Raw genomic sequence first — 13,125 nt, forward strand, 5'->3', positions numbered from 1 at the left:
ATTATGTGGCCTATCCCCAAAGTACCCGAAAAAAGTACAATTGCCAGTTTGTCATACAAGCGATGGGGTATTGTTCTTATTTCTCTGTTAATCGTTTGTGCTGTTTTTGGTTTTTCTTTGTGGGGAATGGAGGCATATAAGAAAGTAGCATTTCTCCTGCTGCTTCCGGCGTTTTTCATATGGTTATGTCTTTTTGGCGCAGCGCTAAACCGTTATGAGCAGTCAAGGATCGCTCATTCTGCCTGGGAAGAAGAAACTAAAAGAACTAAGGCTTTATGGCAGCGCTGGAGCAGACAGCAGTTGTCAGTACTTGGAAATGTGATCCTTACTCCTGAGGAAAAAGGGGCCGCGACTTTTCTTGGGCCTCTGTCTGATATTCCAGCATATCCGGATAAAGTCAGGTCGTTGTCACATTCCTGGGGCTCCCTTCGTGTTTTGTCTGATACGATCGACAAACAGCTTGAGCAACAGTATCCTGGTTATCGGAAATTTTTGCATATTATTTATGTGTTGCAACCATCCGGTTGGGACAAAAAGAATGTAAGTCAGATTATTCTGTCACAATGGGATCTACTTCCTGAAGTAAATTGTTCCGTTGAGTGTATTGGAAAACTCCACGACAACGTTGATTTTGATGGTTTGATATTAGTTCTTAGCTTCCAGTGCTGGTTGGCAGATATCCCGAGGCAATCCAGCGAAATGGTCTCTGCCCAGCTTATATCATCCTCAAATTTTTCCAGACGACATGCTGTACCGGTACTTGCCGGATTAGGTCGTGTTATGCCTGTGGAAAATGACAGTCTTGAAAAAGATTTAGAAATGCTTTTTGAATACAATCGAATTGATAAAAGTGATTTACGCCATGTCTGGCTTTCAGGTATTCATGCTGAAGTTACTTCAAAGTTGATGCAGTATGCCGATCGATGTCAATGGAAACTTCCAGAGAAACATCCTTTTAACTTTATTGATTTTTCTTTTGGCCCCCCTGGTGAAATGGTATTTCCTGTTTCACTCGCATTGTTGGTTGACGCGGCTCAAAAGACTGAAGCTAACCAATTATTAATTATTCAGGCATCACCTCAGTCCAGACTGCTTTGTTTGATTACCCGGAAACTTACTTATGACTCAGGAAAAGGAATTACAGCCGGCACGTTATGGATTTTGGGGGTATCTTGTTTTAATTATTGGACTTGCTGGTATAACAGCGTTTTTACTGTTTATTAATCAAGATATCTTGCTTAAATATGGATTAACACATCGCCAAATATGGTCAGTTTGGGGGGGGGGATTTGGTTTTTTATTCTTAGGCACTGTTTGCTCTCCTTTTTACTGGCGATGGGAGCAAAGAAAAAAGCAACTCATTTATTTACCACCGGAACCCTCAAGTGCTGAAACTAAAACAACTCCTGATGCGATCACAACCATCAGAGATTATACTTATTTAAAACATCATCTTAAGCTTCGTTGTGGCGTCCTTTGGCGTCGCAAGGTTCGCCTGCTGCTGGTCACCGGCGATGAGGCGGCAATCGAACAACTGGTACCCGGTCTGCGGGAAAGGCAGTGGCTTGAAGGTAACCGTACCGTTCTGATTTACGGCGGCAGTCTGACTGCTGAGCCCGATAAGGAAAAATACAGCGCGCTGCGCAAACTGCGCCGCGGACGCCCGCTGGACGGTATTGTGCGCGTCATGCCGCAGTCGCTTAATCTGACCCCACAAATCAGTGACAACGATTTACGCGGACTGGAAAAAATCAGTGAATTATTGCGTTACGCTGTGCCTGTCTGGCTATGGAAACTGTGCGACAGTGAGTGGGTACAAACCCACCGTACTGAACAGGCCGTGGGTGCTTTCTTCCCACTTCGCGCAAAACCTGACGACATTAGCCGCCAGTTTGAGTTGATGCTGCCTGGATTGCGGGCTCAGGGCGTCAGCCAGGTTGCAGAACACCGGCAGAATGATTTTCTGCTGCGTTTGGGTCAATTCCTGAAAGAAGGTGGCATCAGCCTCTGGGTCCAGCAACTGACACCGTGGCTGTATGCTACTCAACAACAAATCCTGTTGCGTGGCCTGATGTTCAGCCTGGCGCAGAACAGGCCTGTTGAAGAAACCGAAGACACGACAGCAGCAGGCGAAGAAAAGTACATCCCTGAATCACGGCGGCATTCTCTGGTGCTGCCGGTAACCTGGCAGAGGATTATTGATGATTGTACCCGCGTGCGAGGTCGCCGGGTCGGCATGGCATTGGAGCGCACTCTAGCCCGGACACTGATGACCATCATCGGGATTTGGGGAGTCGGGATGTTGCTCTCTTTTGCCCTGAACTACAGTCAGATTTCCTCTGTGGCAGGTCAGGCCCGCAATCTGGTGAAGCATCCCTCGGTCTCGGATTATCAGTTGGCAGCCCTGCATGCCCTGCACAATGACGCGAGTCGCCTGCAGCATCATGTTCGTGACGGTGCTCCGTGGTATCAGCGCTTCGGTCTTGACCATAATCAGCAGTTGCTCAACGCAATGCTGCCCTGGTACGGCGTGGCGAACAATCGGTTAATACGCGACCCGGCAAATGCTGTCCTGATGCAAGAGCTTACAGCCCTGATCAACTCTGCACCCAACAGCGACCAGCGTGCACGGCTGGCGAGGCCGGGTTATGACCAGCTTAAAGCCTGGCTGATGATGGCCCGTCCGGATAAAGTCGACGGCGTGTTTTATGCACAAGCTATGAAAACCGTGCAGCCGACACGAATGGGTGTTTCCACCAGTCTGTGGCAAAGCCTGTCGCCGGATTTATGGTCCTTCTATATCTCTGAACTGCCCAAGCAGCCACAGTGGAAAATCACGCCGGATGAACAGCTGGTCAGCCAGAGCCGCCAGGTGCTGTTACAGCAGATTGGCCGCCGCAATGCTGAAAGCACGCTGTACGAGAATATGCTCAAATCCGTGCGTCGTAACTTTGCCGATGTGTCTCTGGAAGACATGACCAGCGGAACCGATGCGCGGCGGCTGTTCACCACCGATGAAGTAGTGCCGGGCATGTTCACTCGCCAGGCCTGGGAAGGTGGCATTCAGCAGGCTATCGAAAAGGCCGCAAATTCACGCCGGGATGAAATCGACTGGGTGCTGAGCGATTCCCGTAAAGCCGTATCGGCGGACCTCTCCCCGGAAGCGCTCAAAGCACGCCTGACAGAGCGTTACTTCACTGACTTTGCCGGCAGCTGGCTGAACTTCCTTAACAGTCTGCGCTGGAATTCTGCAAACAATATTGCCGATGTGACCGATCAGTTGACGCTAATGAGTGATATCCGACAGTCTCCACTGATTGCCCTGATGAACACCATAGCCTGGCAGGGGCAGACCGGCCAGCAAAGCGAAGGCCTTTCGGACTACATTATCAAATCGGCTAAAGATCTGGTTGGTGGAAAAGACAAACCCGCAATTGACCAGTCTGCGACAGGCCCACAGGGACCACTGGATGAAACTTTCGGTCCGCTGCTTCAGCTTCTCGGCAAAAACACGGGCAGCAACGTCATGTCGGCTGATAACTCACTGAGCCTGCAGACGTATCTGACCCGTATCACCCGCGTGCGTCTTCGCCTGCAGCAGGTGGCCAGCGCCTCAGATCCGCAGGAGATGATGCAAACTCTGGCGCAGACCGTATTTCAGGGAAAAAGTGTGGATCTGACCGACACCCAGCAATATGGCAGTCTGATTTCGGCAAGCCTTGGTGAAGAGTGGAGTGGTTATGGTAGCACGATGTTTATGCAGCCGCTGGCCCAGCCCTGGGAGACCGTACTCCAGCCGTCGGCAGCGAGCCTGAATGACAAATGGAGCCGCTCCGTGGTGGCGAACTGGCGCACCGCCTTTGACGGGCGCTTCCCGTTCGCTGCGAGCAAGAGTGACGCCTCTTTGCCGATGCTGGCAGAGTTCATCCGTAAAGACAGTGGGCGCATAGATCGATTCCTGACCACAGAACTCAATGGAGTGCTTCACAAAGAAGGCAGCCGGTGGGTACCGGATAAGGTCAACAGCCAGGGGCTGAGCTTTAACCCGGCCTTTCTGCGGGCCATTAACCAGCTGAGCGAGTTGTCAGACATTCTGTTTACCGATGGCAGTCAGGGCATCAGCTTTGATCTGCAGGCGCGTCCTGTGCCGCGGGTAGTGGAGACGCAGCTAACAATTGATGGACAAAAGCTGAACTACTTCAACCAGATGGCTGACTGGCAAAGCTTCCGCTGGCCGGGAGACACTTATAAACCAGGAACGATGCTGACATGGACCTCCGTCAATGCAGGCGCGCGTCTGTTCGGGGATTACCGAGGGAACTGGGGCTTTATTCGCTGGCTGGATCAGGGCAAACGGCAGCAGCTTGACCGCAGTCAGTGGATGGTGAGTTTTACCGCCCCGGATGGAAGTACGCTGCAGTGGGTGTTGCGTTCACAGCTGGGCAGCGGGCCGCTGGCATTACTGGCACTGCGCGGCTTCACGCTGCCGGACCAGATTTTCAGCGTTGACAGCGCGGCCACGGCACAGGCTCTGATGGCCAATAAGGAAATCAGTGACATGGATGGAATCGAATAATGAACACTCTTCAGAATCTGGTTGCCGCTTGCCAGGCGGACGAAACTGAGCTGCGGCAGCAGGCACAGGCGCGCACGGAACGCTGGCATCCCTGGCTTTCCCCTATCAGCGATACCCGTCCTGCTGGGGACGAGCCGGGATATGACGATGATTTCCAGCGAATAAGAGAGGAGGTCAATAAACTCTCCGGCATCGATACCGGGCTGATTTGTACGCTTGCCGAAAAACTGCTGACCACCACCGCCAAAGATATCCGTATTGCGACCTATTACTGCTGGGCCCGTCTGCATCAGGACGGAGAAGCTGGCTTTGCCGAAGGGCTTGAACTGCTGGCGGGATTAGTGCAACGCTACGGAGCGCAGCTTTATCCGCAGCGGGAGCGAAGCCGTAAACCGGCGCTGGAGTGGCTTGCAGGCTCTCGTCTGCTTGATAGTCTGTCCTTATGGCCTGAAGTGGTACGCGACGATGCTATGCGCACTACCGGTGCGCTGCTGCTCATCCACAGCAGTCTGGACGCTGAGCCAGAAGCGTCCTGTCCGGATCTGAATGCGCTTTACAGCGCGCTGGAGTCCCGCCTGATGAAGGCCGGTGGCATGGATGCTTTGGTTCCACAGAACGCCAGTAATACCCCTCAGTCACAGACCTCTGTACACACGACAGAGCATGACGCTCCAGCCCTGAGCCGCATCACGTCCGGTCAGGATTTGTTGACTCAGGCCCGTACCCTGGCGGGGTATTTGCGTGAACAACCCGATGGATGGCTTCCCGCACACCGGCTGATGAAAAGCCTGCGTCATGACACGCTGAGAGCGATCCCTGCGCCGGATGCTGAGGGGAAAACGCGCATTGAACCGCCGCGGGCTGACCAGCGGGCAATGCTCAAACGATTGTACCTGCAGCAGAGCTGGCTGGAGATACTGGAACATGCGGACAGCACCTTCTCGCGTGGCGCCAACCACCTCTGGCTGGATTTGCAGTGGTATATCCATCAGGCTCTGGTGAAGTCGGGGCAGGATGTGCTGGCCGACATTATCATCGCCGACCTGAAAGGGCTGCTGCGACGCCTCACCGGGCTTGAAACGCTGGCCTTTAATGACGGAACGCCGTTTGCTGATGAGGTCACGCTAAACTGGATAAATCAGAGCGTGTTGGACGATATGTCCGGCTGGCGTGATGAGCAGGTCAGTGCTGTCAGTGAGACGGGCAACGACATTCTGGCCCTCGAGCCAGAAGCGCTGGAAAAAGCGGATACGGATGGCCTGGATGCCACACTGCATTGGCTGCAGACACGTCCGGGGACGGACTCCATGAAAGACAAATGGTTGCTGCGCCTGCTGATGGCTCGCGTGGCGGAGCAGAAGGGCAAAAGTGAACTGGCCCTGCATCTGCTGGGTGAAATTGATGGTGCAGCTCAGTCAATCACCCTCACGCAGTGGATGCCCGCGCTGTTGTTTGAAGTTAAATTGCGCCGCCTCCGGTTGCTGCGCATGAAAGCCACACGCAGTGAAACCGATAAATCACGGCTTCAGTCTGAGATGGACCAGCTTCTGGCCGGTCTTATTGCGCTCGATCCGGCAAGCAGTGCGGTGCTTTGCGGGTAAAACGCCCGGCCTACCTTTAAAATTCAAATATTCAGGTTCTTATGGACGATTTAACCCTGCGTTATTATGACGCTGAAATGCGCTACCTGCTGGAAGCCGGTGAAGAGTTTGCCCGTGCTCACCCCGAGCAGGCAGCAATGCTCAACCTCGATAAAGCCGGCGCGCGCGATCCTTACGTGGAGCGCCTGTTCGAAGGCTTTGCCTTCCTGATGGGGCGGCTTCGACAGAAGCTTGATGATGACCTTCCAGAACTGACCGAAGGGCTGGTCAGCCTGTTGTGGCCGCATTACCTGCGCACCATACCGTCGATGTCGGTGGTGGAGTTCACCCCTGACTGGCGAGAAATGAAAGAGCATATGCGTATTGTCAAAGGTTTCGAGATTAACTCGCGGCCGATTGGTGAAAAAGGTACGCGCTGCCGATACACCACAACTAAAGAGATAACTCTCCAGCCGCTGTCGCTGGAACACGCTCGCCTGTCTACTGACCCTGACGGGCGTTCGGTCATCAACCTGCGCTTTAACTGCAGCCATCTGGCGGACTGGAGCCGTGTCGATCTCAGCCAGATCCCGTTCTACTTCAATGCTGACGCACCTCTCGCCTGCGCCATGCACGAAGCCTTCACCATGAATGTTGCTCGCCTGTGGCTACGGATGCCGGGTGACATGGACAGAAGACCGCTCGACGGGTACTTCGCCGCGCTGGGATTTGGCGATGACGATGACCTGTGGCCGAAGGGCAACAGCAGCTTTAGCGGATATCAGCTGTTGCTGGAGTACTTCACCTTTCGCGAAAAATTCATGTTCACTGGCCTGCATGGACTGGAGAGCGTCAACTTCCCGGCTGAGCTTCCCTGGTTTGAAATCGACGTGGTGCTGGCAGAACGCTGGGAGCATGACTTTAACTTTACCGAAAAACACCTGCGCCTGAACTGCGTGCCGGTGATTAACCTGTTCCCGCTCGAATCTGACCCGCTGACGCTTAACTCTCTGCAGACCGAATACATGCTGCGCCCGATGCGCGTGCAGGATGGGCACACCGAAATATATGCGGTGGATTCGGTGATGTCATCGAGCCAGCATACCTACGTACCATTTTCAAGCTTTCGTCACAAAGGCGGAATGATGCGCCATGAAGCCCCGGAATATTACTACCACACCCGCGTGCGGCGAGGTTCGTCAGGGCTGTACAATACCTGGCTTATTCTGGGTGGCGAAGCGTTTGATAATCACACCGTTCCGGAAGATGAAAGCTTATCGTTGACGCTCACCGGTACCAACGGCCAGCTGCCGCGACGGGCGTTGCAAAGTACCGTGCTCGATACGGTGATGAAAACTACGTCGGCCAGCATCGTCGTGCGCAACCTGTGTGCACCGACACTGCCCTGTTATCCACCTGCGCAAGACCGCTTCCACTGGCGCGTGCTGAGTCACCTCGGCAGCGGATTCCTGTCGATGATGGATAACGCCGACGTGCTGCGCGGTACCCTCGCGCTGTACGAGTGGACCGACGGCGAGATGAACCGCCGTCGTCTGGAAGCCATCATCGACGTGAAGCACAGTGAAACTGAGCGATTTGAGCAGGGTTACCTGGTGCGCGGCGTGCAGATTGAAGTGACGCTTGACAGCCACGGCTTTGCCGGGCGCGGCGACATCTGTTTGTTCGGCGAGATGCTAAGCCGCTTCTTCGCGCTCTACACTGACATCTATCTGTTTAACCGCCTGATTATTATCCTGCAACCAACCGGAGAGCGCCTGGAATGGGAAGAGAAGCACAACCGCCGCATTCCCGGCTGACACCGCGGCTGGAAGCCGACCTTCACCGCATTAACTTCTATCGATTATGTCAGCTGCTGGAGAAAAACAATCCTGGCAGGCCGCTGATGGGATCGACCAGCCACCCCGCAGATGACCCGGTACGCTTTGCACCGCACCCTGGAATGGGGTTTCCGGTCAGTGAACTGAAGGCTGTCGAATATGATGAGGACGATGACAGCAAGCCGACGGTTATCCGCACGACCTTTATGGGGATGTACGGGGTCGATTCCCCATTGCCAACGGCGTATCTCGATGACATCACCCAGCGCCGGGAAGGACATGAGGCGCTGCAGGGGTTTCTGGATATTTTCAGTCATCGCATCCTGACGCAGTTTTACCGCGTCTGGCGTAAATACTCTTATCCCGCCACGTTTGAGCCCGGCGGAACCGACAGCATTTCACAGTCGTTATTGGGTCTGGTGGGGCTTGGAATACCGGGCACGGCAAATCACATTGCCACGCCAGTGTCGCGCTTTCTGGCCCTGCTGGGAGTTCTGCAACAACCGGGCAAAACTCAGGAAGGGGTGCAGGCACTGGTGAGCCTGCTGGCCCCCGAGACGACGGTGCAGGTGAGTCCGTATTGTCTCCGGCCTGTAGAGATCGACAGGCCGCTGGGTTTTTACGGTGACGAAGATTTTCTGCTTGATGGCAATACGCCGCTGGGTGACGAAGCGATGGATGCCGGCAGCCAGCTGCTGATTGCTCTTGCGACGGACAACGAACAGGAGGCGCAAGGCTGGAAACCGGATGGCCAGTTATTCATGGATTTTCTGGTGATGCTGCGGGTGTATCTGGGCTGGCGGTTTAAGGCCAGAATAACCCTGACGACGTCTGTTCGACTGCTGGCCGTCCCCCCGCTGGGTGAGAACCCTTTCTGGCTGGGAATGAACGGCGTGCTGGGAGCAGAAGATGATAGCCATCCTGATGACATTCCTGAAATCTTTACGACAGAACTGGGCTATTACAGCGGGCTGGAGCCCGCGAAACCACAACAAGGAAACCGACGTGTCACGTACAAATTTAACTAAAACCGCGCGCTGGATGATCCCTCTCATGGCGCTTATTCTGACCGGTTGCGGGGTGACGCAGAGCGTTACCGACGGTACCAAATCGGCGCTTAATTCTGTGTTCTATAAAAAAATTAAAATCCTGCATCTGGATTTCACCGCGCGCGAAGCTCTGAACACAGACTCTCGCGAAAATAACTCGCTGTCTGAGCCTGTCGTGGTCAGGGTTTACCAGCTCAAAGACCGCAAAACCTTTGATAAGACGGTTTATCAGCAATTGCTTCAGGATGATGCCAGCATTCTGAAAGACGACATGCTGGCCAGTCGTAATATCGTGGTAAAACCGGGAGGTGATGCGAGCCTTGATATGCCGATGGAAGAAGAGGCGCAGTTTGTCGCGGTAGTGGGGCTGTTCCGCCATCCGGACATGACCAACGACACCTGGAAGCAGGTTATCAAGCGCAGCGATCTGGATCCCGATAAACCGCGCATTCTTGAAGCCGGCGAGAACCATCTGACGCTGCAACCGCTTAAGGACGACTGATGCCCCAGGGACATAACACGCCTTCGCTGTATGAAATGCTAACCGGAAATTTCAGCGGTGGCCTCGACCTTAAACAGGTCAGTGAAGAAAATCAGGTCATCCTTTCGGTTCTGGACAATATGCAGCGCGTTCTCAACTGTCGCGCCGGCACGCTGGCGCATCTGCCTGATTACGGGCTGCCCGACATGACGAAAATCCTGCAGGGCATGCCCGGAGCGGCTCATGAACTCATGGGCACATTGTCTGCCGTTCTGCTCAAATATGAGCCACGCCTGAAAAAAATAGACGTTGTTCTGCTGGATCAGAACATTCCCGGCGAGCTGCGCTATGCCATTGACGCTGAACTTAAAGGGATTGGCCTGGTGCGCTACGGGACTGAGTTTATGCCCGAAGGACGGGTCCTGTTGCGGCATCTCAGGCAACAGCAGTATCTCGACACAACACCCCGTATATAAGGTCAGATAACACCATGTCAGTAAAATCACAGTTCCTGAAGAAGCTGCAGGCGCGACAACCTTCACCTGTTCCCGCAGTTAGCAAGAGTCAGGCTGATATTGCAGCGTTTCGCCAGCGAATGGCTCAGCTTCAGGATCAAATGGACGCGTGGCTGATAGATACCGGACTGAATGCAGAGGCACTGGCGGTATATGTTCCGGACCTGCTGGTGGAGGGTGGGGCTTTTGATATTTCCGGTATCGTCCTGCGTTATGGTAACCGGGCGGTTAAGTTTATGCCGATATTCCTGTATGGACAGGGAGTTGCAGGCTGTGTCGAGGTGACTTTTTTTTCCGGGTACAGCTCGATTTCTCAAGGACGCCTGTTCATGCGGGTGGGGAGTGTATATGACTGGATCTTTACTCCCCCTGATACATCACCTCAGTCAGGACAACTATTTGATGAAGGTGTTTTTTTCGGTCTGATTTTAGCGCTGCTGCCCTAGCAATAACATTCATTCCTTTATTAGTCATTGCGTTTCTACACGCAAAATTGCTTTACACATCAACTGACGATATTAACCGACACGGATATGCAGGCCCTGCAGAATGACCACACATATAACGTTAAAAACCGGCGGCGACCCGCGTACGCTGCCAGATTATGCCGCCCTCCGCGATGAACTCAGTAAGCTTACACATCCTGCTCGCCCTGATGTGAACTGGCAATATGTCCAAAGACTCTGTCTCTCAATGTTTGAACAGAACGGTGTGGAGTTGCAGACAGCAGCCTGGTACACCCTTGCCCGTACTCACCTGTCTGGATTAGCTGGCCTGAATGAAGGGCTGGCGATTCTGGAGGCCCTGATTAGCCGCCAGTGGGAAACTTTATGGCCGAAGACACAACACGCTCGTATGGAAATCCTTAGCGGCCTGAGCCAGCGCCTGCAGCAGCGCATGCGTATGCATCCATTCAGCAGCAGCCATCTTAGTGAGCTTTATCGTGCTGAAGCGTTACTTACCAGCCTGAGCGCGGTGCTCCAGCGCCTTGAGCTTAAACACCTTAGCCAGCTCGATACGTTACGAACGTTGATACGTTCAAATGCTGAACGGCTGGAAAGCAGTAATGAGACGTCCGATTTGAATGTGAACATGAAGCCCGATAGCGAATCGCCTCTGGATAAAGCCGAACCGATCGAAGAGGTGAAGTGGGTATATGTTGTGCATCAGGAAAATCAGCCGAATGGAGAGGATCGCACGACAGCCCCCGTGTCTGTCAGACAGTGGAAGCTCTTTTTTGCCGGGATGTGTTCCACGCTGGTGGTTTGTATCGCTGTGGCGTGGGGATGGGTTTCTTTTTCCAGACCCGACCCCCTGGCGACTCAGGCTTTTGCCTCTCTGGCTCCGTTACCCGAAGTGCTCACGCCTGTGCAGCAAAACGCGTTAACACTGCGAGGTACTTTACCGTCCACGTTTATCACAGACACGCAGCAGCAGCTTGCCCGCCTGGATAAACTGCCTCCTGACTGGAATATTTCCTACAGCCTTCAGCTGTTAAAGCAGCTCCAGACATTATGGCCGGAGGAGGCGAAACCGCTCACAATGCAGTGGCAGCAAAAATTTAACGCGGCAGCGTTACCTGTCGACGCAATGAACAGCTGGTATCAGGGAATGATGACGCTTCAACAGCTGAGTCATCGGCTGAGTAGCCTGGACGAGCAAAAAGGAAAATACATCACGGTAAGCGAGCTTAAATCCGTAGTTTTTTCGACTATACAGTCATTCAACCAGACGATACCGGCTGAAGAACAACTCAGGCGCCTGTCGCAGCACCCAGCAGGAGATGCGCTTCCCGAAGCTGAAAAGACTCAACTGGAGTTGCGTCTTAAGCAGCTGGCAACGCGTTACGCTCAAATAAAACAGGATTCTTCTGCTCAATGAATTCTGGCGGTGGACAAATGAATGTACTGGAAAAAGCGGGGGGGTAAAGTGTCCCCTGCAGGAATCGAACCTGCAACTAGCCCTTAGGAGGGGCTCGTTATATCCATTTAACTAAGGGGACGAGGCGGCACGAGTATAGCCTTATTTACACTTTGCGTTAAGCGCATCGCCGCCTGACTGCTCAAAGAGTCACCATTCAGGTCGATTTTTTTGTCGATTTATCATCATTTTCCCGTGCCTTAAGCTCAGCTTTGCGTTTGTTCGACATGTCGTTACGAATTTGGGCATGGCTTAACAGCGCGAAGATAAACGTTCCGCCGCAAATGTTTCCCGCCAGCGTCGGAAGGGCAAACGGCCAGAAAAAATCGCTCCAGTGAAGCGTACCGTTAAAGACCAGATAGAGGATTTCAACGGTACCGACCACAATATGCGTGGTGTCAGCCAGCGCAATTAGCCAGGTCATCAATATGATCACCACAATTTTGGCGCTTCCCGCGGAAGGAAACATCCAGACCATCGTGGCGATAATCCAGCCAGAAATGATGGCGTTTGAGAACATCTCGACCGGCGTGTTTTTCATCACGTCCATGCCGATTTTCACAAACGCATCCCGGGTGGGTTCATCAAAGATCGGCATATATTCAAACGCCCATGCCGCGATGCCCGTGCCAATGATATTACCCAGCAGGACCACGCTCCAGAGCCGCATCAATAAACCGAAATTACCGAGTGTGGGGTTTTGCATCACCGGCAGAACGGCGGTCACCGTGTTTTCGGTAAACAGCTGCTGGCGGGCCATGATGACAATAATAAAGCCGAAGGTATAGCCGAGGTTTTCCAGTAAAAATCCACCGGGCACGCCTTCCAGCTGCACATGAAATATCCCTTTCGCAAGAAGAGATGCGCCCATTGATAGCCCGGCAGCGATGGCTGACCAGAAGAGGGCCATCGCGTCGCGCTCCATCTCTTTTTCACCATCCTGGCGTATATGCTCGTGGATGGCCATTGCGCGGGAGGGGAGGCGATCTTCATCAATTTCTATCTTCTCGCCGCGCGCCTTCTCCTCGCTTTCAATTTCAAGCTCCTCAGTGCTCTCGCCAATTTTTTCTTCGCCTACATCTTTCATATCTGCTCCCGGAGGTTGATCTTTCTGTTAAGCGTAGCGGCTTTTGTCGGGATGCCTGTGGGGATGCTCTTAATTTGGC

Annotated in this window: 10 protein-coding genes and 1 tRNA gene; 9 read left to right on the forward strand and 2 right to left on the reverse strand. The window is 53.4% G+C overall.

The features are described from left to right. Window positions 1-3 precede the first annotated feature (3 nt). The 9 genes from AC1VYI_RS08280 to AC1VYI_RS08320 all read left to right on the forward strand — a co-directional run bounded on the left by AC1VYI_RS08280 (window position 4) and on the right by AC1VYI_RS08320 (window position 11,920). Window positions 4-1,224, forward strand: a complete 1,221-nt coding sequence (locus AC1VYI_RS08280) for a hypothetical protein (protein ID WP_482879160.1) — start codon at window positions 4-6, stop codon at window positions 1,222-1,224. After that, complete coding sequence (locus AC1VYI_RS08285) at window positions 1,121-4,576, forward strand: ImcF-related family protein (protein ID WP_482879163.1); 3,456 nt, start codon at window positions 1,121-1,123, stop codon at window positions 4,574-4,576. The genes AC1VYI_RS08280 and AC1VYI_RS08285 overlap by 104 nt, the downstream gene beginning before the upstream one ends. Beyond that, a complete protein-coding gene (gene tssA / locus AC1VYI_RS08290; RefSeq protein WP_134867314.1) occupies window positions 4,576-6,177 on the forward strand; it encodes a type VI secretion system protein TssA in 1,602 nt (533 codons plus the stop codon). Before AC1VYI_RS08285 ends, tssA begins: the two co-directional genes overlap by 1 nt. A gap of 41 nt (window positions 6,178-6,218) precedes the next feature. After that, entirely contained in the window at window positions 6,219-7,973 is a 1,755-nt protein-coding gene (gene tssF, locus AC1VYI_RS08295) for a type VI secretion system baseplate subunit TssF (RefSeq protein WP_134867315.1), read from the forward strand. Beyond that, window positions 7,937-9,022, forward strand: a complete 1,086-nt coding sequence (gene tssG / locus AC1VYI_RS08300; protein ID WP_226484122.1) for a type VI secretion system baseplate subunit TssG — start codon at window positions 7,937-7,939, stop codon at window positions 9,020-9,022. Before tssF ends, tssG begins: the two co-directional genes overlap by 37 nt. Next, window positions 9,000-9,545, forward strand: coding sequence for a type VI secretion system lipoprotein TssJ (gene tssJ, locus AC1VYI_RS08305; RefSeq protein ID WP_226484118.1), 546 nt, complete (start codon window positions 9,000-9,002; stop codon window positions 9,543-9,545). The genes tssG and tssJ overlap by 23 nt, the downstream gene beginning before the upstream one ends. After that, entirely contained in the window at window positions 9,545-10,000 is a 456-nt protein-coding gene (gene tssE, locus AC1VYI_RS08310) for a type VI secretion system baseplate subunit TssE (protein ID WP_134867317.1), read from the forward strand. Before tssJ ends, tssE begins: the two co-directional genes overlap by 1 nt. A 14-nt stretch (window positions 10,001-10,014) precedes the next feature. Further along, window positions 10,015-10,485: a hypothetical protein gene (locus AC1VYI_RS08315; RefSeq protein ID WP_226484106.1), complete on the forward strand. Its 471-nt coding sequence runs from the start codon at window positions 10,015-10,017 to the stop codon at window positions 10,483-10,485. 103 nt (window positions 10,486-10,588) lie between these two features. Beyond that, window positions 10,589-11,920 carry a VasL domain-containing protein gene (locus tag AC1VYI_RS08320; RefSeq protein ID WP_134867318.1) on the forward strand — a complete coding sequence of 444 codons (1,332 nt, stop codon included), beginning with the start codon at window positions 10,589-10,591 and terminating at the stop codon, window positions 11,918-11,920. Window positions 11,921-11,969: 49 nt separating this feature from the next. Here the strand turns inward: AC1VYI_RS08320 and AC1VYI_RS08325 are convergent. Beyond that, window positions 11,970-12,041: transfer RNA gene (locus tag AC1VYI_RS08325), tRNA-Arg, on the reverse strand. 75 nt (window positions 12,042-12,116) lie between these two features. Further along, window positions 12,117-13,046, reverse strand: a complete 930-nt coding sequence (locus AC1VYI_RS08330; protein ID WP_029740160.1) for a formate/nitrite transporter family protein — start codon at window positions 13,044-13,046, stop codon at window positions 12,117-12,119. Between the last annotated feature and the right edge of the window lie 79 nt (window positions 13,047-13,125).

The sequence above is a fragment of the Enterobacter sp. QK-SA4 genome (assembly GCF_056856775.1).